This is a genomic window from Aromatoleum bremense, assembly GCF_017894365.1.
Taxonomy (GTDB): Bacteria; Pseudomonadota; Gammaproteobacteria; order Burkholderiales; family Rhodocyclaceae; genus Aromatoleum; species Aromatoleum bremense.
The window spans coordinates 1,804,740-1,826,562 of sequence record NZ_CP059467.1; the positions used below are offsets into that span (position 1 = coordinate 1,804,740).

General features: G+C 67.1%; 17 protein-coding genes. 14 read left to right on the forward strand and 3 right to left on the reverse strand.

Annotated elements, in window-relative coordinates; genetic code table 11:
- Positions 1-120: 120 nt before the first annotated feature.
- A complete protein-coding gene (locus pbN1_RS08530) occupies positions 121-594 on the reverse strand; it encodes a 4-hydroxylaminobenzoate lyase (RefSeq protein ID WP_169200929.1) in 474 nt (157 codons plus the stop codon).
- A 53-nt stretch (positions 595-647) separates the two neighbouring features.
- A complete protein-coding gene (locus pbN1_RS08535; RefSeq protein ID WP_169200928.1) occupies positions 648-2,228 on the reverse strand; it encodes a 3,4-dehydroadipyl-CoA semialdehyde dehydrogenase in 1,581 nt (526 codons plus the stop codon).
- A 331-nt stretch (positions 2,229-2,559) separates the two neighbouring features.
- Here pbN1_RS08535 and pbN1_RS08540 point away from each other — a divergent pair, with 331 nt between their 5' ends.
- The 9 genes from pbN1_RS08540 (at position 2,560) to trhP (ending at position 14,393) form a co-directional block, all read left to right on the forward strand.
- Positions 2,560-3,462 (forward strand): helix-turn-helix transcriptional regulator, encoded by a 903-nt coding sequence (locus pbN1_RS08540; protein ID WP_169200927.1) that lies wholly within the window; start codon positions 2,560-2,562, stop codon positions 3,460-3,462.
- Between the two features lie 28 nt (positions 3,463-3,490).
- Positions 3,491-5,164 (forward strand): 2,3-epoxybenzoyl-CoA dihydrolase, encoded by a 1,674-nt coding sequence (boxC, locus tag pbN1_RS08545; RefSeq protein WP_169200926.1) that lies wholly within the window; start codon positions 3,491-3,493, stop codon positions 5,162-5,164.
- 46 nt (positions 5,165-5,210) lie between these two features.
- Entirely contained in the window at positions 5,211-6,632 is a 1,422-nt protein-coding gene (boxB, locus tag pbN1_RS08550; protein WP_169200925.1) for a benzoyl-CoA 2,3-epoxidase subunit BoxB, read from the forward strand.
- Positions 6,633-6,693: 61 nt separating this feature from the next.
- The gene (gene boxA / locus pbN1_RS08555; protein ID WP_169200924.1) at positions 6,694-7,944 is read left to right on the forward strand and encodes a benzoyl-CoA 2,3-epoxidase subunit BoxA; all 1,251 of its coding nucleotides are present in this window, start codon (positions 6,694-6,696) and stop codon (positions 7,942-7,944) included.
- A 32-nt stretch (positions 7,945-7,976) separates the two neighbouring features.
- The gene (pcaF, locus tag pbN1_RS08560; RefSeq protein ID WP_169200923.1) at positions 7,977-9,185 is read left to right on the forward strand and encodes a 3-oxoadipyl-CoA thiolase; all 1,209 of its coding nucleotides are present in this window, start codon (positions 7,977-7,979) and stop codon (positions 9,183-9,185) included.
- 30 nt (positions 9,186-9,215) lie between these two features.
- The gene (locus pbN1_RS08565) at positions 9,216-9,797 is read left to right on the forward strand and encodes a hemerythrin domain-containing protein (RefSeq protein WP_169200922.1); all 582 of its coding nucleotides are present in this window, start codon (positions 9,216-9,218) and stop codon (positions 9,795-9,797) included.
- Positions 9,798-9,953: 156 nt separating this feature from the next.
- The gene (locus pbN1_RS08570) at positions 9,954-10,514 is read left to right on the forward strand and encodes a phasin family protein (RefSeq protein ID WP_169200921.1); all 561 of its coding nucleotides are present in this window, start codon (positions 9,954-9,956) and stop codon (positions 10,512-10,514) included.
- Between the two features lie 343 nt (positions 10,515-10,857).
- Positions 10,858-12,909, forward strand: a complete 2,052-nt coding sequence (locus pbN1_RS08575) for a M1 family metallopeptidase (RefSeq protein ID WP_169200920.1) — start codon at positions 10,858-10,860, stop codon at positions 12,907-12,909.
- Positions 12,910-13,046: 137 nt separating this feature from the next.
- Positions 13,047-14,393: a prephenate-dependent tRNA uridine(34) hydroxylase TrhP gene (trhP, locus tag pbN1_RS08580; RefSeq protein WP_169200919.1), complete on the forward strand. Its 1,347-nt coding sequence runs from the start codon at positions 13,047-13,049 to the stop codon at positions 14,391-14,393.
- Between the two features lie 13 nt (positions 14,394-14,406).
- On the opposite strand, the gene pbN1_RS08585 is transcribed toward trhP, so the two are convergent.
- Positions 14,407-14,970, reverse strand: a complete 564-nt coding sequence (locus tag pbN1_RS08585; RefSeq protein WP_169200918.1) for a DUF3592 domain-containing protein — start codon at positions 14,968-14,970, stop codon at positions 14,407-14,409.
- Between the two features lie 149 nt (positions 14,971-15,119).
- Between pbN1_RS08585 and pbN1_RS08590 the strand changes: the two genes are divergently transcribed.
- The 5 genes from pbN1_RS08590 to ptsP all read left to right on the forward strand — a co-directional run bounded on the left by pbN1_RS08590 (position 15,120) and on the right by ptsP (position 21,781).
- Positions 15,120-16,757: an ABC-F family ATPase gene (locus pbN1_RS08590; protein WP_169200917.1), complete on the forward strand. Its 1,638-nt coding sequence runs from the start codon at positions 15,120-15,122 to the stop codon at positions 16,755-16,757.
- 504 nt (positions 16,758-17,261) lie between these two features.
- Complete coding sequence (locus tag pbN1_RS08595) at positions 17,262-19,256, forward strand: BCCT family transporter (RefSeq protein WP_169200916.1); 1,995 nt, start codon at positions 17,262-17,264, stop codon at positions 19,254-19,256.
- Between the two features lie 122 nt (positions 19,257-19,378).
- Positions 19,379-19,762: a PTS sugar transporter subunit IIA gene (locus pbN1_RS08600; protein WP_169200915.1), complete on the forward strand. Its 384-nt coding sequence runs from the start codon at positions 19,379-19,381 to the stop codon at positions 19,760-19,762.
- A gap of 15 nt (positions 19,763-19,777) precedes the next feature.
- Positions 19,778-20,047: an HPr family phosphocarrier protein gene (locus tag pbN1_RS08605; protein WP_169200914.1), complete on the forward strand. Its 270-nt coding sequence runs from the start codon at positions 19,778-19,780 to the stop codon at positions 20,045-20,047.
- Positions 20,048-20,050: 3 nt separating this feature from the next.
- A complete protein-coding gene (gene ptsP, locus pbN1_RS08610) occupies positions 20,051-21,781 on the forward strand; it encodes a phosphoenolpyruvate--protein phosphotransferase (protein ID WP_169200913.1) in 1,731 nt (576 codons plus the stop codon).
- The last annotated feature ends 42 nt before the right edge of the window (positions 21,782-21,823 follow it).

The following is a 21,823-nucleotide window of genomic DNA, read 5'->3' on the forward strand; positions in this document are numbered from 1 at the left end:
TGCCGGGTCGTGTCGTCCGTTACCAGTCCTGGCGCCGGTGCTTTCCCTGGTTTGAAGCCCTCGCCGGAAGCGATCCCGGCGGGCGTGGATGCGGTGCGGTTGCCGATCGGTCGCGCGGGTTCAGGCCGCCGCGCGGGTGAACTCGATCGCGCCCTGCGGCAGCAGGTACAGCACATACGCGCGGCCACCGCTGACGGTCGGGCGATGCACGCTGCCGGGGCCATAGACGAACCAGCCGACGCCGTGGCCGTCGAACTTCGCGTCGCCTTGGAGCGGCATGATCATGTCGATCTCGCCGTTCGGGTGCGCGTGCTGCGGCCCGACGACGTCCGACATCTCGACGACGTCGACGCTGAAGTCGTGGATCTCCGGGCACGGCTTGACGACACGGCCGAACTTGATGCCGCCGTGCTCGCGCTCGCACATCCAGCCGGCGGCGACGGCGTCGCGGCAGGCGGCGGCAATCGCCTCGAACTCCGCACCGCCGGGCGGAAAGCGTTCGTTGAGGAATGCTTCGAGTTGCTTGTCGAGCGGCCGGTCCTGGATCTGTGCGGTCACGTTCGCGATCAGCGCCCGGAAGTTTTCGGCTGTCATCGTCGGTATCTCCTGTCGGGATTGGAGGTGCAATTTATTATTTATAGCTGGTTTCAGCTGCCGAGCAGCGCGGCGTCGGCCGCGTCGCGCGACAGCGCTTCGAGCAGCGCCGGGCCGCCCTGGACGACACAGCGGCGGTGGTACGTCGCCAGCGCACGCAGGCCGCCGAGCTCCTCGCCGCCACCGGCGCGCCCCGGCCCGCCATGCAGGCAACTCGGCATGACGTTGCCGTGGCCGGTGTGGTTCGCGCCAACCGCCGCATCGACGACCATCACGCGCCCATGCAGGTCGGCGATGCCGGGGACGAGCTCGGCGAGGAACGCCGCGTCGCCCGAATACACCGACGCGACGAGCGAGCCGCGGCCACGGCGCGCAAGTGCGATCGCCTCTGCCGTGTCGGCGTACGGCACGATCGTCGCGACCGGCCCGAACACTTCGACGTCATGGACGTAGCGGGCGTCGAGTCCCTTGTCGCAGTACAGCAGCGTTGGCTGCACGAACGCCGAGACTGCCGGATCGGCATCGACCGGCGCGAAATCCGCGCCGCCGCCACCGAACACCGTCTCGCATTCCTCGCGCAGCTTCGCCAGTCCTTCGAGCGCCGCGGCCTGCTGCGCGCGGCTGACGAGCGGCCCGACGCGCACGCCTTCGCTCTTCGGATTGCCGACGCGGTACGAGGCGAGCTTCGCGGCGACCGCGTCGGCGAGCGGCCGGCTTGCCGCCGTGGGCACGAGGACGCGGCGGATCGCGGTGCATTTCTGCCCGGTCTTGATCGTCATCTCGCGCACGATCTCCTTCACCGCGAGATCGAACTCGGGCGTTCCGGGCTGCGCATCGGGCCCCAGGATCGCGGAATTGATGCTGTCGGCTTCGATGTTGAGGCGCACCGAGCGGGCGACGATGTTCGGATGCGTGCGCATGCGCGCCGCGGTGTCGGCCGAGCCGGTGAAGGAAACCACGTCGCATTCGCCGACGTGGTCGAGCAGGTCGCGCGCCGAGCCGCACACGATCGACAGCGCGCCCGCGGGCAGGATGCCGGCGCGCACGACGTCCTCGACCATGCGCTGCGTCAGCCACGCGGTCGGCGTCGCCGGCTTGACGAGCACCGGCACGCCGGCGAGCAGCGCCGGGGCGGCTTTTTCCCACAGGCCCCACGCGGGGAAGTTGAACGCGTTGATGAACACCGCGACGCCGGAGAGCGGCATCAGGAAATGCTGGCCCTGGAACGCGTCGGTCTTCGCCAGCGCGACGCGCGCGCCTTCCTTCAGATGGCGGGCGGGACCGAGCGCCTTGCCGGCGCGCGCGTAGCTTTTCAGCGTGAAGATCGCGCCATCGACGTCGAACGCGGCGTCCGCTTCCGTCGAGCCGGAGTTGCGCAGCGCAATGTCGAAATATTCTGCACGTTTCGCGCTCAGGACTTCGACGATCGCGCCGAGCAGCGCCGCGCGGCCTTCGTAGCCGAGCGCCCGCAACGCAGGTCCGCCGGTGTTCCGGGCGAATTCCAGCGCACGCGCGGTATCGATACCTTCGGATGAGACCCGCACCAGTTCTTCGCCGGTCACCGGGTCCTGCAGCGCGATGCCGTCGCCGGCCCCTTCGAGCCATTGCCCGTATACGTAATTAGCCAGTTTCACGTTGTCTCCTCGTCCTCTTGTTTCTGCATCGCACCCGGACGCTCAAGGGTCGATGACCGGTTGGGTGGTCGCGCGCCGGGCGCAACTCGTGGAAATAGAATACACGCGCCTTATCTTCCGTCAAGAACTTTACTGCATCATTTTGCTCGATAGCTCACTTCATACTGCACTTTTTATCGTCAAAGCAGCGCCATTTCCTGGCTCTTGCTATAGTTTCTGCAATCCACTTCATTATCGTGTAAAACAAAATGCACTTTACCTCTTGACGTCGCTTAACGCCTGCACTATTGTTCAACACAACAGCACAGGCAACCGCGCAACAGGAACCAATATGAGCTTCAAGACCGACCCTGATGCGAACCCAGTGGATCACCGTGACGACACCGTCGTCGGCGCCTCCACGCTGCTGCCGACGCTGGGCCGGCGGGTGCGCGAAATCCGGGACCGGCGCGGCATGACCCGCAAGCTCGTGGCCCGCGAGGCCGGCGTCTCCGAACGCCACCTCGCGCACCTTGAAGGCGGCGAAGGCAACGTGTCGATCGTGCTGCTCGACAACATCGCCCGTGCGCTGGACGTGTCGCTGACCGACCTGCTCGCGCCGGAAACCGAAGACACGGTCGAACGCCGCCTGATCCGCCGCTTTCTCGAGCGCCTGCCGCAGCACCGCCTCGAAGAAGTGGTGTTCCGGCTGATGCGCGACTTCGGCCACGACGAAGCGGTGCGCCGCAAGCGCATCGCGCTGATCGGCCTGCGCGGGGCCGGCAAGTCGACGCTCGGCGGACGGCTGGCGCGCGAGGAAGGCATGCCGTTCATCGAACTCGACCGCGAGATCGAGAAGGAAACCGGCATCCCGGGACGCGAGATTTTCGCGCTGTACGGCCAGTCGGGGTATCGCCGCATCGAGAAACGCACGCTCGAACGCGTCATCCGCGAGCATCCCCGCGCGGTGATCTCGATCGGCGGCGGCGTCGTATCACAGCCCGAGACCTTCGAGCTGCTGCTGTCGAACTGCCTGACGATCTGGGTCAAGGCACAGCCGGAAGAACACATGGCGCGCGTCATGGCACAGGGCGACCTGCGGCCGATGGCGGGCAACGACGAGGCGATGGATGACCTCAAGCGCATCCTCGAGGCCCGCGAGCCGCTGTATGCGAAGGCCGACACCGTCCTCGACACGGCGGGCGAGACGGTCGATCAAAGTTTCATGAAGTTGCGCCAGCTCGTAATGAGCTGACCCCCCCACGAGAGAAGAGGAGACAGAGATGGAAGCAGTCGCGAAGAACCAGGAAACCGCCGTCGAGCGCGTCGATTACCGTACCGAGCCGTCGAAGTACCGCCACTGGTCGCTGTCGACCGACGGCGCCATCGCCACGCTGACGCTCAACATCGACGAGGACGGCGGCATCCGCCCGGGCTACAAGCTGAAGCTCAACTCGTACGACCTCGGTGTCGACATCGAGCTGCACGACGCGCTGCAGCGCGTGCGCTTCGAGCACCCGGAAGTGCGCACCGTCGTCGTCACCTCGGGCAAGCCGAAGATCTTCTGCTCCGGCGCGAACATCTACATGCTGGGCCTGTCGTCCCACGCGTGGAAAGTGAACTTCTGCAAATTCACCAACGAGACGCGCAATGGCATCGAGGACTCCAGCCAGTACTCCGGCCTGAAGTTCCTCGCCGCGTGCAACGGCACGACCGCCGGCGGCGGCTACGAGCTGGCGCTCGCCTGCGACGAGATCGTGCTCGTCGATGACCGCAACTCGTCGGTGTCGCTGCCGGAAGTGCCGCTCTTGGGCGTGCTGCCCGGCACCGGCGGCCTGACGCGCGTGACCGACAAGCGCCGCGTGCGCCGCGATCACGCCGACATCTTCTGCACGATCTCGGAAGGCGTGCGCGGCAACCGCGCCAAGGAATGGCGCCTCGTCGATGACGTCGTCAAGCAGCAGCAGTTCGCCGACCACATCAAGGCGCGCGCCGAAGCGCTCGCCGCGCAGTCCGACCGCCCGGCCAACGCGAAAGGCGTGCAGCTCACCCGCCTCGAGCGCACTGACGACGAAAACGGCTACCACTACGAGTTCGTCGATGCCGCGATCGATGCGGCCGCGCGCACCGTGACGCTTACCGTGCGCGCTCCGTCCGCCGTCACCGCGAAGACCGCCGCCGAAATCGAGGCCGAAGGCATCAACTGGTGGCCGCTGCAGATGGCGCGCGAACTCGACGACGCGATCCTGAACCTGCGCACCAACCACCTCGACATCGGCCTGTGGCAGCTGCGCACGACGGGCGACGCCCAGGTCGTGCTCGACCTCGACGCGACGATAGTCGCGAACCAGGACAACTGGTTCGTCCGCGAGACCCTCGGCATGCTGCGCCGCACGCTGTCCCGGATCGACGTGTCGTCGCGCAGCCTGTACGCGCTGATCGAGCCGGGTTCGTGCTTCGCCGGCACGCTGCTCGAGATCGCGCTCGCCGCCGACCGCAGCTACATGCGTGACGCGGCCGACGCCGAAAACCGCATCGGCCTGTCGGCGATGAACTTCGGCCCGCTGCCGATGGCCAACGGCCTGTCGCGCATCGACGCGCGCTTCTACCAGGAAGAAGCGCCGGTCGCGGCCGCGAAGGCGAAAGAAGGCAGCCTGCTGACGCCGGCTGAAGCGCTGGAACTTGGCCTCGTGACCGCGATCCCCGACGACCTCGACTGGGCCGACGAGATCCGCATCGCGATCGAGGAACGCGCCGCGCTGTCGCCGGACGCGCTGACCGGCCTGGAAGCGAACCTGCGCTTCGGCCCGGTCGAGACGATGAACACGAGAATTTTCGGCCGCCTGTCGGCGTGGCAGAACTGGATCTTCAACCGCCCGAACGCGGTCGGCCCGACCGGCGCGCTGAAGCTCTTCGGTTCCGGCAAGAAGGCGCAGTTCGACTGGAACCGCGTGTAAACACAACGCAGCCCTATACGTACAAAATACCCTGAGGAGCACAGAGATGATCAACTACAGCGAACGGATCCCGAACAACGTCAACCTGTCGGAAAACAAGACGCTTCAGCGCGCACTCGAGCAGTGGCAGCCGTCGTTCCTGAACTGGTGGGACGACATGGGCCCGGAGAACTCGACGAACTACGAGGTCTACCTGCGCACCGCAGTCAGCGTCGACCCGAAGGGCTGGGCGGACTTCGGCCACGTCAAGATGCACGACTACCGCTGGGGGATTTTCCTCGCGCCGCAGGACGGCCAGAAGAAGATCACCTTCGGCGAGCACAAGGGCCAGGACGTGTGGCAGGACGTGCCGGGCGAATACCGCTCGACGCTGCGCCGCATCATCGTGACCCAGGGCGACACCGAGCCGGCCTCGGTCGAGCAGCAGCGTCATCTGGGGCTCACCGCGCCGTCGCTGTACGACCTCCGGAACCTGTTCCAGGTGAACGTCGAGGAAGGCCGCCACCTGTGGGCGATGGTCTACCTGCTGCACGCCCACTTCGGCCGCGACGGCCGCGAGGAAGGCGAAGCGCTGCTCGAGCGCCGTTCGGGCGATGCGGACAACCCGCGCATCCTCACCGCGTTCAACGAGAAGACCCCGGACTGGCTGTCGTTCTTCATGTTCACGTTCATCACCGACCGTGACGGCAAGTTCCAGCTCGCCTCCTTGGCCGAATCCGCGTTCGACCCGCTCGCGCGCACCTGCAAGTTCATGCTGACCGAGGAAGCGCACCACCTCTTCGTCGGCGAATCGGGTGTCGCCCGCGTGATCCAGCGCACCTGCGAGATGATGAAGGAGCTCGGCACCGACGATCCCGCGAAGCTGCGCGCCGCCGGCGTCATCGACCTGCCGACGCTGCAGAAGTACTTGAACTTCCACTACAGCGTCACCAGCGACCTGTACGGCGCCGAAGTGTCGTCGAACGCCGCGACCTACTACACGAACGGCCTGAAGGGCCGCTTCGAGGAAGAGAAGATCAGCGACGACCACCAGCTGCAGAACTCGGAATACGAAGTCATGGACGTCGCCGGCGACCAGATCCTGACCCGCCACGTGCCGGCGCTGTCGGCGCTGAACGAGCGCCTGCGCGACGACTGGATCGCGGACGTGCAGGCCGGCATCGACCGCTGGAACCGCATCCCGGCAAAATTCGGCTTCAACTTCCGCTTCACGCTGCCGCACAAGGGCTTCAACCGCCGCATCGGCATGTTCGCCGGCTCGCATGTCAGCCCGGAAGGCCGCCTGCTGTCCGAAGCCGAATGGACGCATCAGCACAGCAACTGGCTGCCGACCGAGAGCGACCGCCTGTACGTGCATTCGCTGATGGGCCAGTGCGTCGAGCGCGGCAAGTTCGCGAACTGGATCGCGGCGCCGGGTCGCGGCATCAACAACCAGCCGATCGACTTCGAGTACGTGCGTTTCAACTAAGCCATCGAAAAAACGGGGGACGGGCGCAGGCCCGCCCCCGCCCCAGTGGAGAGAGACAGTCATGAACGCGCCCGTAGAGCACGCAATCGCCAAGCAGCATCTGATCGACCCGGAAATCTGCATTCGCTGCAACACCTGCGAGGAGACCTGCCCGGTCGATGCGATCACGCACGACAACCTGAACTACGTCGTCAATTTCGATATCTGCAACGGTTGCCTCGCCTGCGTGCCGCCGTGCCCCACCGGCGCGATCGATTCATGGCGCAACGTCGAACGCGTCAAGCCATACAGCCTCGAAGAACAGTTCAAGTGGGACGTGCTGCCCGACACCACCGAGCTCGACAACGTCGACGCGCCGTTCGCCGTCGCGCGCCCCGACGAAGAGCTGCCGGCCGAAGTGCAGCACATCACCGACGTCGCCACCGCCGGCCAGGGCGGCCCGGCGCTCGCGCCGTGGTCCGCGTCGCATCCGTACGTGAACCTGTACGCGCCGACGCGCCCGATCACCGCGACCGTCACCGGCAATTACCGGCTCACCGACGCGGACGCTTCGAGCGACATCCATCACGTCGTGCTCGATTTCGGCTCGACGCCGTTCCCGGTGCTCGAAGGCCAGTCGATCGGCATCATCCCGCCCGGCACCGACGACAAGGGCCGCCCGCACCTGCTGCGCATGTACTCGGTCGCGAGCCCGCGCAACGGCGAGCGTCCGCACTACAACAACCTCGCACTGACGGTCAAACGCGTCACCGAGGACCATGAAGGCAAGCCCGCGCGCGGCGTCGCGTCGAACTACATCTGCGACCTGAAGAAAGGCGACAAGGTGCAGGTCACGGGGCCCTACGGCTCGACCTACCTGATGCCGAACCACCCCGGTTCGTCGATCATGATGATCTGCACCGGCACCGGCTCGGCGCCGATGCGCGCCATGACCGAGCGCCGCCGTCGCCGCCTCGCGCAGCAGGAAGGCGGCGAGCTGGTGCTGTTCTTCGGCGCGCGCGCGCCGTCCGAGCTGCCGTACTTCGGCCCGCTGCAGAAGCTGCCGAAGGACTTCATCGACATCAACTTCGCGTTCTCGCGCGTGCCCGGCGAGCCGAAGAAATACGTGCAGGATTCGATCCGCGAGCGCGCCGACAAGGTGTTCCGGATGCTCAACGACGACAACTGCTACATTTACATCTGCGGCCTGAAAGGCATGGAATCGGGCGTGCTCGAAGCGTTCCGCGACATCTGTCGCGCGAACGGCGCGGACTGGGAGGCGCTGCGGCCGAAGCTGCTGGCCAACGCACGCTTCCACGTCGAAACCTACTGACCATCAACGCAGAAGGAAAAGGAAAAGCCGCCATGACCCGCCCCGTCTATATCTGCGACGCGATCCGCACCCCGTTCGGCCGCTACGGCGGCACGCTGTCCGGCGTGCGCGCCGACGACCTCGCCGCGCTGCCGATCAAGGCGCTCGTCGAGCGCAACTCCGCCGTCGACTGGCAGGCCGTCGACGACGTGCTCTACGGCTGCGCCAACCAGGCCGGCGAAGACAACCGCAACGTCGCGCGCATGGCCGCGCTGCTCGCCGGCCTGCCGGTCGAAGTGCCCGGCAGCACGATCAACCGCCTGTGCGGCTCCAGCCTCGACGCGATCGGCATGGCCGCGCGCGCGATCGCTGCGGGCGAGGCCGAGCTGATGATCGCCGGCGGCGTCGAGAGCATGAGCCGGGCGCCGTTCGTGCTCGGCAAGGCGGACAGCGCGTTCTCGCGCACGGCGAAAATCGAGGACACGACGATCGGCTGGCGCTTCGTAAACCCGCTGATGAAAGCGCAATACGGCATCGACTCGATGCCCGAGACCGCCGAGAACGTCGCCACCGACTTCGGCGTCAGCCGCGCCGACCAGGACGCATTCGCGCTGCGCAGCCAGCAGCGCTGGGCCGCCGCTGCCGAGCGCGGCTTCTTCGAGCGCGAGATCGTGAAGGTCGAAGTGCCGCGCAAGAAAGGCGAGCCGCTCGTGCTGGCAGCCGACGAGCATCCGCGTCCGGACACGACGCTGGCGACGCTCGCAAAGCTCAAGGGCGTCGTGCGCCCCGACGGCAGCGTCACCGCCGGCAACGCGTCCGGCGTCAATGACGGCGCATGTGCGCTGCTGCTGGCTTCCGAAGCGGCGGTCAAGCGCCACGGCCTCACGCCGCGCGCCCGCGTCCTCGGCAGCGCCGCGGCCGGTGTGGCGCCGCGCATCATGGGCATCGGCCCGGCGCCGGCAACGCAGAAACTGCTTGCGCGGCTCGGCATGTCGGTGCGCGACTTCGACACGATCGAGCTCAACGAAGCGTTCGCCGCGCAGGGACTGGCGGTGCTGCGCCAGCTCGGTCTGCCGGACGACGGCACGAATGTGAACCCGAATGGCGGCGCGATCGCGATCGGCCATCCGCTCGGCGCGTCCGGCGCACGGCTTGTGACGACCGCGCTGAACCAGCTCGAAACCACCGGCGGGCGGTTCGGCCTGGCGACGATGTGCATCGGCGTCGGCCAGGGTATCGCGCTCGCGATCGAGCGGGTGTAATCCGTCCCGCCCGGGAAAAAAGGTCCAGCCGTGAAACCGGAAGCCATCCAGATCATCAGGGACGAGCACCTCGCGATCAGCGCGGTGCTGTATTCGCTGCGCTACCTCGTCAAGGAGATGCGCCGGGGAGCGGCGCCGAATTTCGCGGTGCTGCGCGCGATCCTCGACTACATCGTGTCCTATCCCGACCGCTGGCACCATCCCAAGGAAGACAAGTACCTGTTCGCTGCGGTGCGGCACCGCACGCGCGAAGCCGACGGCCTGATCGCGCGGCTCGAGCGCGAGCATGCGCTCGGCTATCCGATGGTCGACGAGTTGAAGAAGCAGCTCGTCGCTTTCCAGGGTGGCGACAGCGAGGCGCGCGACGCGTTCTTCGCTGCCGCCGACCGCTACGCGGAACTGGAATGGGAGCACCTGCGCACCGAGGAAGACGTCTTTCTGCCGATCGCCGAACGGGTGCTCGATGCCGAGCAGTGGGCCCAGATCGCGGCCGCGTTCCGCGAGAACGACAACCCGCTGTTCGGCATCAAGCCGCGGGAAGAAGCCGAAGCGTTATACCAACGGATCCTGAAGCTGGCGCCGGCGCCGATCGGTTTCGGCAGCAACGCCTGAACCGGTACTTCGTTAACAAATGTTGCAATGCACAAAACATCTTGACCCGTCGCGACTTGCGACTACAATGGAATTGTGCACTGCAGCAGGATGAGCCGCCCCGACGTCGGGCCTGCCTGCGATTGCCGAATGTTTCGACCCCTCCAGGAGCCTGCCATGACCAAGACCCCCGACCAGCTCAGCGCCCTCGCCAAGCCCGCGCTCGACACGTACCTGAAATCCGCGACCACCGCCTTCGAGTCCGTCGAACGCCTGATTGCCCTGAACCTGAACACGGCGCGTTCCGCGCTGGAAGACGGCAGCGGATTCGTCCGCGCACTGCTTGCGGCGAAGAATCCGAAGGAAATTCTGGACCTGCAGTCGTCGTTCGCCCAGCCGTTCGCGCAAAAATCGCTCGCGTACTATCGCAGCGGCTACGAGATCGTCGCGCAGAGTCTCGAAGAGTGCCTCAAGCCTTACGAATTGCAGTTCGCGGAAGCGAACAAGCTTGCGATCATTGCCATCGAGAAAGCGGCCCAGGCCGTGCCGGGGGGTGGCGAGGTGGCAGTTGCCGCGATGCGCTCGGCAATTGCCGCGGCGAACTCGACCTATGACAGCGTGACGAAGGCCACCCGGCAGGCGGTCGAAATCACCGAAGCCAACGTCGCCGCGACGGCCGACGCGGCGATCAAGGCGATCGAAACGAACGCTGCCGCGACGCACAAAAAGAGCGCCTGATTTTTCCGCGACGGCGGCCTCGCGGCCGTCGTCCTCAGCTGCGTTCGCACCTGCGTTCGACCCTCCGGCGCCTTCGGGCGCCGGAGCTTTTTCCGGCCGGATAATCATCGGCCGGAACCTCCCCGCTTCCGCCTGCGTCAAAACTGGTCGGGCTCGTTGCCCGGTGTTGCCTCGTCAGGAGCGCGACCGTGACCCAGCAGACCGCATCGGCGCACTCCGCGCCCAGCAACACCGCCCACGTCGTGCACAGGCCGGAGCACCGTCCGTGTCCCGCAGGGGAACGTGCGCCGGGTGTTTCTGCCCGGCGGCACGGGTGCTGAGCGACGCTGCGAGCCGCCGACGAATGTTTCACGCCCTTTCACTGCTGATCATGCTGCCGCTTCCGGTGATCCTGAATCCCGCCTCGGCGCAGATGCCGCCGATCGGGGCGGCTGCGGCCAGCGAACCGGCCGCCTCCTACCGGCTCGCCGTGCGCCTCGACCCCGCCCGGCAGGAACTGTCCGGCGAGGCCGAGATCACGATCGACAGCGAAGCCGCGTTCGAACTGCTGCTGAACCCCCGCTTCGAGGCGGGCCCGCTGCGCATCGACGGGGAGCCTGTCGAGCTTCGGCCGCACCGTCACGGCGCGCTGCAGCGGTGGTCGGTTCCCGCGGGAGTGGCCGGACGCACCCTTGCATTGTCCTGGCACGGCACGCTCGCGGGCCTTGCGCCCGACGTCGAACACCGCGACACGCTCGGCACGCAGGAACCCGTTGCGGATCCTCGCGGGAGCTTCCTGCCGTCATCCAGCGCCTGGTATCCGCTGGTCGCACGCGAAGGTCGCGCCCTGCTGCACGCGTTCACGCTGAGCCTCGACCTTCCCGCAGGGCAGCAGGGCCTCGTCGCGGGCCACCTGCAGTCGGAGTCCGCGCGCGGCGGGCGGGTTGTCGCCCGGTTCGATTTCCCGCACCCCGCCGAAGGCATCGACCTGATCGCCGGGCCGTACCGGATCAGCGAACAGCACGTGCGTTCGAGCGACGGGCGGCCGATCGTGCTGCGCACTTATTTCCATGGCGAGCTCGCGCCGCTGGCCGCCGGCTATCTCGACGCCGTGCGCGACTATCTCGCGCTGTACGAAAGCTGGATCGGCCCCTATCCCTTCACCAGCTTCGCCGTCGTGTCGAGCCCGACGCCGACCGGCTTCGGCATGCCGACGCTGACCTATCTCGGCATCGAGGTGCTGAAACTGCCGTTCATCAAGGACACGTCGCTCGGCCACGAGGTGCTGCACAACTGGTGGGGCAACGGCGTCTATCCCGACTACGCGAGCGGCAACTGGAGCGAAGGGCTGACGACCTTCATGGCCGACTACCATTACGCCGAGCGCGCCGGCGCCGACAAGGCGCGCGCGATGCGCCAGGGCTGGCTGAGGGACCTGTCGGGTATTCCATCGGGCGCCGACCGGCCTCTGGCGGCCTTCACCTCGCGCATGCACGGCCTCGACCAGGCGGTCGGCTACGGCAAGGCGGCAATGATGTTCGTGATGCTGCGCGACCGCATCGGCGAGCCGGCGTTCGATCGCGCCATCCGGCGCTTCTGGCAGACGCAGCGCTTCCGTGTCGCCGACTGGGACGACCTGCGCGTCGCGTTCGAAGCGGCCTCCGGCCAGTTGCTCGAACCTTTCTTCACCCAATGGCTCGATCGCACCGGCCTCGCCGAAATCGCGCTGAGCGGCGGACGCGATGCGGGCGACGGCGTCGGCGTGACGCTCGCGCAAAACGTCCCGCCGTACGTGCTCGAGGTTCCGCTGCGAATCGACACCCGCGCCGGGCCGACGCTGCGCCGCGTGCGTCTCGAGCAGGCACGGCAGGACTTCGAGATCGAGCTCGATCCGGGCGACAGCGCGACGCGCGTCACGCTCGACCCCGACAGCCTGATCCTGCGGCGCCTCCATCGCCGCGAAACGCCGCCGACCCTGCGCGAACTGCAGTTCGACCGGCGCACCGAACTGCTGACGCTCGGCGACGACGCGTTCACGTCGGCGGCACGCACACTCGCGGCCCGGCTGCTCGACCATGCCGCCGCCCCGCACGCGGCCGACGTCGCGCCCGGCCCCGACCCGCTGCTCGTGATCGGGGACGAAGCCCGGATCGGCCGCTGGCTGGCGCGCCACGATCTGCCGCTCGCGCCGCCTGAAGTCGCGCACCGCGGTACGGTCCGCGCCTGGACGCTGCGCCTGCCATCCGGCACCCCGCTGGGAATCGTCGCCGCCGACAGCGCGCAGGCACTCGCCAACGCGACCCGGCCGCTGCCCCATTACCGCCAGCAGAGCTGGCTGGTGCTGCAGGATGCCCGCACGATCGCACGCGGCGTGTGGCCGGCCGAACCGCTGTCGGTGCCGGTCACCCGGCACTGACGGAGAGCGCCGGCGCGCAGGCGCCCGTCGTGGCGCTGCGCCCCCCGCTGGCGGGCCCCGGAGCGTTCAGGGTCGGAGCGCCGATTTCCGTCATGCCTGCGGACCACTAGAATGCCGGTTTGCCAGACGCCCAAACCATGACCGCCAGCCCCCCGTTACGCCCGTCCCCCGAACTCCTTGCTCCCGCCGGTTCGCTGCAGATGATGCGCACCGCTTTCGCGTTCGGCGCGGATGCCGTGTACGCCGGCCAGCCGCGCTATTCGCTGCGCGTACGCAACAACAGCTTCGGCAAGATCGAGGCGCTCGCGCAGGGCATCGACGAGGCGCACGCCGCGGGCAAGGCCTTCTACCTCGTCAACAACATCTACCCGCACAACACCAAGGTCCGCAGCTTTCTCGCCGACCTCGAACCGGTCGTCGCGCTCGGTCCCGACGCGCTGATCATGGCCGACCCCGGCCTGATGATGATGGTGCGCGAGCGCTGGCCGGACGTCGCCATCCACCTGTCGGTGCAGGCGAACACGACGAACTACGCGGCGGTGCGCTTCTGGGCCTCGATCGGCGTCAAGCGGATCATCCTGTCGCGCGAACTGTCGCTCGACGAAGTGGCCGAGATCCGCGACGCCTGCCCGGAGGTCGAGCTCGAGCTGTTCGTGCATGGCGCGCTGTGCGTCGCCTACTCGGGCCGCTGCCTGCTGTCAGGCTACTTCAACCACCGCGACCCGAACCAGGGCAGCTGCACGAACTCCTGCCGCTGGGACTACAAAGTCCACGACGCGGCCGAGGACGACAGCGGCGACGTGCACCGCGTGCCGCAGGCCGCGGGACTCGGCGGCGGCCCGCGGCACGCGGCGAGCGAGCGCGTGTGGCTGATCGAGGAAGGCACGCGGCCCGGCGAGCTGATGCCGGTCGAGGAGGACGAGCACGGCACCTACATCCTGAACTCGAAGGACTTGCGCGCGGTCGAGCACGTCGCGCGGCTCGTCGCAATCGGCGTCGATTCGCTGAAGATCGAGGGCCGCACGAAAAGCCCGTACTACGTCGCGCGCGCGAGCCAGGCGTACCGCCGCGCGATCGACGACGCCGTCGCCGGCCGGCCGTTCGACCTGCGCCTGCTCGGCGAACTCGAAGGACTGGCGAACCGTGGCTACACCGACGGGTTCTACGAGCGCCATCACACGCCCGACCACCAGAACTACCTGCGCGGCCACTCCGAATCCGGGCGCAGCCTGCTGGTCGGCGAAGTGCTCGGCTTCGATACGGCGCGCGGCCTCGCCGAAGTCGAGGTGAAAAACGCTTTCGGCGTCGGCGACCGGATCGAGTTCGTGCATCCGGGCGGCAACGACACGGTGCGCCTCGAACGTCTCGAGGATGCTGCCGGCGCACCTGTCGGGCGCGTCCCCGGCGCCGGGCGGCGCGTATGGCTGCCGCTGCCGGCTGCTGTCCGCGGCGCGGCACCGTGCTTCATCGCCCGTTTTTTGTAGCGTACTCGCACGGCTAAGGCTGGTCGGGCTTGCCCGGCCGCCAGCCGGGCTTCGCCTGGCTCCACGCGAGCATGCCGGCAAAAAGCATCAGCGCGCCCACCAGCGCGAGTGCGAGCGCCGGGAACGTGAAGAGGAACACCGCCCACCGCAGTTCCCGGAACACCATCGCATCGCCCGGATCGGCGGGATTCACCCACACCGTGATTCTCGGCGAAGCCTGCAGATCGGCGACGATCGACTGGCTCGAGTCGTGCGCGTACTGCCCGTCGTGCGGGTCGTAGTGGACGCCGTCATGGTCGGTGTCCCCGACGCGGTAGCGATAGCGGATGTGCACCGAATCGAGCGGCGGATGCAGACTCGACGGCGGCCCATGCAGGCTCACCGATTCGATCGATGCCTCGACCGGCTGCCAGTCGCGACTGCGCAGCGACTCTACCGAGGGCAGGACGCCATATGACACGACCCCGAGCAGCCCCGCCATCAGCAATCCGACGCCGAACAGGGGCAGCCCGATGCCCAGGGCCACCGTGCGAAAGGCGGCAAGCGGGGAGGGCGGCAGCTGGCGGATCGGCGACATGCTGGAAGTTTGACGCCGACAACGCCGCGGCACCAGATCCGTATGCAAAAAATGGGCTCAGATTCCACACTGCGGCGGCGGCCCCGGCACGTCGCAACCTTCTGCGCTATAATGCAAAGCTTTGTTTTATCTGAAAATCAGGATTCGCCGTGCTCGTTGCAGCCAACATCACCATGCAGTTCGGGGCCAAGCCCCTGTTCGAGAATGTCTCCGTCAAATTCGGCGGGGGCAACCGCTACGGCCTGATCGGCGCCAACGGCGCGGGCAAGTCGACGTTCATGAAGATCCTGTGCGGCGAACTCGAGTCGTCCGCCGGCAACGTGTCGAAGGATCCGCATGAGCGCATGGCCTACCTCAGGCAGGACCAGTTCGGCTTCGAGGACGTGCGCGTGCTCGACGTGGTGCTGATGGGCCACGAGCAGATGTGGGCCTGCATGGTCGAGAAGGACGCGATCTACGCGAACCCCGAGGCGACCGAAGACGACTACATGCACGCCGCCGAGCTCGAAGGCAAGTTCGCCGAGTACGACGGCTATACCGCCGAGGCGCGCGCCGGCGAGCTGCTGCTCGGGGTGGGCATCGACACCGAGCTGCACAACGGCCCGATGAAGAACGTCGCGCCGGGCTGGAAGCTGCGCGTGCTGCTGTGCCAGGCGTTGTTCGCGAACCCGGACATCCTGCTGCTCGACGAACCGACCAACAACCTCGACATCAACACCATCCGCTGGCTCGAGGACGTGTTGAACCAGCGCGACAGCACGATGGTGATCATCTCGCACGACCGCCACTTCCTGAACCAGGTGTGCACGCACATGGCGGACCTCGACTACGGCACGATCACCGTGTACGCCGGCAACTACGACGACTACATGGAGGCGGCGACCCTCGCGCGCCAGCGCCAGCAGTCCGCCAATGCCCGCGCGAAGGAAAAGATCCAGGATCTGCAGGAATTCGTGCGCCGCTTCTCGGCCAACAAGTCGAAGGCCAAACAGGCGACGAGCCGCCTCAAGCTCATCGACAAGCTCAGGCCCGAGGACGTCAAGCCCTCGAGCCGCCAGTACCCGTGGATCCGCTTCGACTACGACGACAAGGACAAGCTGCACCGCCTCGCCTGCGAAGTGCAGAACCTGTCGTTCGCGTACGAAGGCATGGCAAAGCCGCTGATCGACAAGTTCTCGATCGCGATCGAGGCCGGCGAGAAGGTCGCGATCATCGGCGAGAACGGCGTCGGCAAGACGACGCTGATGAAGCTGCTCGTCGGCGGCGAGGCGGGGGGCCTCACTCCGCAGAAAGGCGCCGTGAAATGGGCCGAAAAGGCGAAGCCCGGCTACTACGCGCAGGACCATGCATCCGAATTCGCCGGCACGCAGAGCCTGACCGAATGGATCGCCGACTACGCGCGCGTCACCATCGACTCGCAGGGCGGCGATCTCGAGACGCTGATCCGCGGCACGCTCGGCCGGTTGCTGTTTTCCGGCGACGACGTGAGAAAGCCGGTCAACGTCATTTCGGGCGGCGAACAGGGCCGCATGCTGTTCGGCAAGCTGATGCTGTCGCGGCCGAACGTGCTGCTGATGGACGAGCCGACGAACCACCTCGACATGGAATCGATCGAGTCGCTGAACACCGGCCTCGAGAAGTTCTCCGGCACGCTGATCTTCATCTCGCACGACCGCGAGTTCGTGTCCTCGCTCGCGACCCGCATCATCGAGATCCGGCTCGACGGCACGATCACCGACTACCGCGGCACGTACGAGGAATACCTCGCGAGCCAGGGCCTCGAGTAAGACTCGGGACGGCAGCGGGCTGCGATCCGCTCCGCATTTCCGCTTGCGCTGAATAATCACATTCGTATATTCGCGGATGACGGACGGACCGCGCCAGCGACGAGCGGCGGCCGGTGTCGTGCCGGTCATGAAGACTTCGAATTCTGCTGCTCGCGCTGTCGGCCGTGCTCGCGCCACAGGCGGCGAGCACGGCACGAGCGCGACGGTGACCGGTCACCCGCCCGAGTACGTCCGCGGCGCGGGGGGTCGCGGCCTACCTCGGCGCAACCTGTCACAGCCTCTGACCCGCCCGCGGCGCTGCGCTCCTCAGAGGACCGATCCGGGTGGGCCCGCCTTCCCACCGATCGCGCGTATACATTTGTCGGAATACGTTCGATACAATTTCGCCTCGCGCAATTTCCCGAGCCGCTCGTCCGACGCGTCGGACTGCGGCGGTCCACACGTTCGCTCGAGCCCCGGTCCGGCGTGCGGCACCGGTCCCTACGCCCGCAGAGGAAAAAGGCCATGGCAGACAGTTCCACTCGCGCCGGCGCCCCCCCGCGCGTCCTGATCAATCCTCCGGTGTTCTTCGCGTCGAGCCTGTTGACGCTCGCGTTCGTCGGCTTCTGCGTCGCGGCGCCGGAGGTTGCGACCGAAATGTTCGGCGCGATGCGCGACTGGACGCTCGAGTCGGCCGGCTGGTTCTACGTGCTCGCCGTCGCCGGCTTCCTGATGTTCGTCGTCGTCCTCGCGCTGACGAACTTCGGCCGCATCAAGCTCGGCCCGGACCACAGCACGCCCGACTACAGCTACGTATCGTGGTTCGCGATGCTGTTCTCTGCCGGGATGGGCATCGGCCTGATGTTCTTCGGCGTCGCCGAGCCGATCATGCACTACACGACGCCGCCCGTCGGAGATCCCCAGACCGCCGCCGCGGCGCGTCAGGCGATGCGCATCACGTTCTTCCACTGGGGGATGCACGCGTGGGCGATCTATGCGGTCGTCGCGCTGTCGCTCGCATATTTCGCGTACCGCCACGACCTGCCGCTGACGATCCGCTCGTCGCTGTATCCGCTCGTCGGCGAGCGCATCCACGGCACGATCGGCCACGTCGTCGACATCTTCGCCGTGCTCGGCACGCTGTTCGGCGTCGCGACCTCGCTCGGCTTCGGGGTGATCCAGGTCAACGCCGGCCTCAGCTATCTGTTCGACGTGCCGACGTCGATCGGCGTGCAGGTCGTGCTGATCGCCGCGATCACCGCAATCGCGACGCTGTCGGTCGGGCTCGGCCTCGACAGCGGGATTCGCCGCATATCCGAGCTGAACATGGTCCTCGCGGTGTTGCTCGTCGCGTTCGTGCTCGTCGCGGGGCCGACGGTGTTCCTGCTGCAGACGCTCGTCCAGAACACTGGCATGTACCTGTCGAACCTGTTCGCGATGACTTTCAACCTGTACGCGTACGAGCCGACGGGCTGGATTGGCGGCTGGACGCTGTTCTACTGGGCGTGGTGGATCGCGTGGTCGCCGTTCGTCGGGATGTTCATCGCGCGCGTGTCGCGCGGGCGCACGATCCGCGAGTTCATCATCGGCGTGCTGCTCGTGCCGGTGGGCTTCACGTTCATGTGGATGACGTTCTTCGGCGACACCGCGATCCATCTCGTGATGATGCAGGGCGTCACGCAGCTCGCCGACGCGGTGGCCGCGGACACGTCGGTGGCGCTGTTCCAGTTCTTCGAGCACTTGCCGCTGTCCGGCGTCACGTCGCTGCTCGCGACGATTCTCGTCGTGACCTTCTTCGTGACGTCGTCCGATTCGGGTTCGCTCGTCGTCGACATGCTGACGAACGGCGGCCACGACACGTCGCCGCTTTGGCAGCGCGTGTTCTGGTCGGTCATCGAGGGCGTGATCGCCGCGGCGCTGCTGATCGCGGGCGGCCTCGGCGCATTGCAGACCGCGACCATCGCCGCCGCGCTGCCGTTCGCGATCGTGATGATCCTGATGTGCTGGGGCCTCGTGCGCGCGCTGCGCATCGAGATGGTCAAGCGGATGTCGCTGCGCGACGCGCGCGTGACGCCGCACGGTCCGCACTCGCCGCTCGGCTGGCAGCAGCGGCTGCGCACGATCGTGCATCAGCCGGGGCGCCAGGAAGTACGCCGCTTCCTTGCCGAGACGGTCCAGCCCGCGCTTGAGGAGGTCGCGGCGGAACTGCGCAAGCAGGGTCGGGACGCGCGCACGAGCGAGGACGACGCCGACGGTGGCCGGGTGTGGCTCGAGATCTTACACGGCGACGAGGTCGATTTCTTCTACTCGATCCACCCGCGCGCGTACGATCCCCCGTCGTTCGTGCTGCGCGACACCCGCGCGGACCGTGCCGAGGCGCTCAAGTACTACCACGCCGAGGTGCACCTGCGCGAGGGCGGCCAGGACTACGACATCATGGGCTGGAGCCGGCCGAGCATCATCAACGACGTGCTCGACCAGTACGAGCGCCACCTGCACTTCCTGCACGCGGTCCGCTGAACGCCTGCGCCGCTGGCCCGCGGGGAGTTGCACCGCGCGGGCCAGCACGCGTTCGTGGACGCGGTTCGCGGAATCGCCATCGTCGTCGGCTACAATCGTCGGAACCTATCGAGCGACGACCCATGATCGGCATCTTCCTCATCACGCACGGCACGCTCGGCGAATCGCTGATCCAGTGCGCGAGCCACGTGCTCAACAAACGCCCCAGGCAAACCGTACAGCTCGGCGTCTCCGCCCAGGACGATCCCGTCGACATGCTGCCGCTCGCGCGCCAGATGCTCGCGTGGGCCGACAGCGGCAACGGCGTACTGGTGCTGACCGACGTGTTCGGCGCGACGCCATCGAACATCGCGGCAAAGCTGGCGGTGCCGGGGAGCATCGAAGTCATCGCCGGGGTCAACGTGCCGATGTTGCTGCGCGTGCTGACCTACCGCGAACGGGACATGGACACGCTGGTGCAGCGCGCCGTCTCGGGCGGCTGCGACGGCGTAGTGCACATCCAGTGACCAGGCGGATCCGCGATGCCGAGAGCTGAAGCCGAAATCATCAACAAACTGGGCCTGCACGCGCGCGCGTCGGCGAAACTCACGCAGACGGCGAGCAGCTACGGCGCGGACATCTGGCTCGAGCGCAACGGCCGCCGCGTCAATGCCAAAAGCATCATGGGGGTGATGATGCTGGCCGCCGCGCAAGGATCGCGGATCGTCGTCGATACCTCGGGACGGGATGCGGACGCCGCCCTCGAGGCAATCCTGGAGCTGATTGCGGACCGATTCGGCGAGGGAGAGTAAGCCATGCCGTTCACGATCCACGGCCTGCCGGTTTCACAGGGCATCGCGATCGGCCACGTCCATCTCGTCTCGCACGCGATGCTCGAGGTCAATCACTACCACGTCGCGAGCAAATACCTGCCCGAGGAAATGGACCGCCTCGACGAAGCGGTGGCGACGGTGCAGGGCGAGCTGATCGGCCTCAAGGCCGCCGCGACCGCGGGCCAGTCGCACAGCGAGGTCGGCGCCTTCGTCGATCTGCAGCTGATGATGCTGTCCGATCCAATGCTTGTCGACGCCGCGCGCGAACTGATCGAAGCGCGTCGCTGCAACGCCGAGTGGGCACTCGTTCAGCAGATGGAGCACGTCGTCGAGCAGTTCGAGCAGATCGAGGATCCCTATCTGCGCGAACGCAAGGCCGACGTCGTGCAGGTCGTCGAGCGCCTCGTCAAGGTGCTGCTCGGTCATCCGGGTCACCTGCCGCCGAAACGCCGCGACGGGCTCGGCACGATCGTCGTCGCGCACGACCTGTCGCCGGCCGACACGATCGGTTTTCGCGACCACAACATCGGCGGCTTCGTCACCGACGTCGGCGGCCCGACCAGCCACACTGCGATCGTCGCGCGCAGCCTCCGCATCCCGGCGGTCGTCGGCCTGCACCACATCCGCCAGCTCGTCGAGGAGGACGAGCTCCTGATCATCGACGGCACGCGCGGCGTCGTCATCGTCGGACCCGACGAGCATATCGTCGAGGAATACCGGCTGCGCCGCACCGAGCTCGAAGTCGAGCGCTCGAAGCTCAACCGGCTCAAGGACACGCGCGCGACGACGCTCGACGGCGAGAACGTCAACCTGCTGGCGAACATCGAGGGGCCGAAGGACCTCAACCAGGTCAAGGCCGTCAATGCCGACGGCGTCGGCCTGTACCGCACCGAGTTCCTGTTCATCGGCCGCGACGCGCTGCCCGACGAGGAGGAACAGTACGAAGCCTATCGCGCCGTGCTGAAGTCGATGCCCGGCAAGCCGGTGACGATTCGCACGTTCGACGTCGGCGCGGACAAGGCGCTCAACGGCGTCGGCGCGCGCTTCGAACCGAATCCGGCCCTCGGATTGCGCGCGATCCGCTATTCGCTCGCCGAACCGCAGATGTTCAAGACGCAGTTGCGTGCGCTGCTGCGGGCCTCCGTCCACGGCCAGCTGCAGATCATGATCCCGATGCTCGCGCATGCGCACGAAATCGACCAGACGCTGATGCTGATCGACAAGGCCAAGGCCGAACTGCGCGCCGAACAGATCAACTTCGACGAACGGATGGCCGTGGGCGGCATGATCGAAGTGCCGGCGGCCGCGCTCGCCCTCGGCATGTTCATCCGGCGCCTGTCGTTCCTGTCGATCGGCACGAACGACCTGATCCAGTACACGCTCGCGATCGACCGCTCGGACGAGGCCGTGGTGCATCTGTACGACCCGCTCCACCCGGCAGTGCTGAAGCTGATCAGCGGCACGATCCAGGCTGGCGCACGCTTCGGCCTGCCGGTATCGGTATGCGGCGAGATGGCAGGCGACCCGGCCTACACGCTGCTGCTGCTCGGCATGGGCCTGCGCAATTTCTCGATGCATCCCGGCAACATCCTCGAGATCAAGCAGCAGGTGCTGCGCGCCGACGTCGGCGAACTCGCGCCGCGGGTGCAGCGCATCCTGAAGATGGACGAGCAGTCGAAGATACGCGAGGCGGTGCTGCGACTGCCAGGGTAAGGCGGCGCACTACCGCGACAACAGGGGGGAGCGGATTTGGGA

Excerpts from the sequence above, each read along its gene's own strand:
- boxC (WP_169200926.1), top strand. The coding sequence starts at position 3,491 with ATGGAAGCAGTCGCGAAGAACCAGGAAACCGCCGTCGAGCGCGTCGAT.
- pbN1_RS08595 (WP_169200916.1), top strand. The coding sequence starts at position 17,262 with ATGGCAGACAGTTCCACTCGCGCCGGCGCCCCCCCGCGCGTCCTGATC.
- ptsP (WP_169200913.1), top strand. The coding sequence starts at position 20,051 with ATGCCGTTCACGATCCACGGCCTGCCGGTTTCACAGGGCATCGCGATC.
- pbN1_RS08575 (WP_169200920.1), top strand. The coding sequence starts at position 10,858 with ATGTTTCACGCCCTTTCACTGCTGATCATGCTGCCGCTTCCGGTGATC.
- pbN1_RS08570 (WP_169200921.1), top strand. The coding sequence starts at position 9,954 with ATGACCAAGACCCCCGACCAGCTCAGCGCCCTCGCCAAGCCCGCGCTC.
- trhP (WP_169200919.1), top strand. The coding sequence starts at position 13,047 with ATGACCGCCAGCCCCCCGTTACGCCCGTCCCCCGAACTCCTTGCTCCC.
- pbN1_RS08530 (WP_169200929.1), bottom strand. The coding sequence starts at position 594 with ATGACAGCCGAAAACTTCCGGGCGCTGATCGCGAACGTGACCGCACAG.
- pbN1_RS08600 (WP_169200915.1), top strand. The coding sequence starts at position 19,379 with ATGATCGGCATCTTCCTCATCACGCACGGCACGCTCGGCGAATCGCTG.
- pbN1_RS08605 (WP_169200914.1), top strand. The coding sequence starts at position 19,778 with ATGCCGAGAGCTGAAGCCGAAATCATCAACAAACTGGGCCTGCACGCG.
- pbN1_RS08540 (WP_169200927.1), top strand. The coding sequence starts at position 2,560 with ATGAGCTTCAAGACCGACCCTGATGCGAACCCAGTGGATCACCGTGAC.
- boxB (WP_169200925.1), top strand. The coding sequence starts at position 5,211 with ATGATCAACTACAGCGAACGGATCCCGAACAACGTCAACCTGTCGGAA.
- pbN1_RS08585 (WP_169200918.1), bottom strand. The coding sequence starts at position 14,970 with ATGTCGCCGATCCGCCAGCTGCCGCCCTCCCCGCTTGCCGCCTTTCGC.
- pcaF (WP_169200923.1), top strand. The coding sequence starts at position 7,977 with ATGACCCGCCCCGTCTATATCTGCGACGCGATCCGCACCCCGTTCGGC.
- boxA (WP_169200924.1), top strand. The coding sequence starts at position 6,694 with ATGAACGCGCCCGTAGAGCACGCAATCGCCAAGCAGCATCTGATCGAC.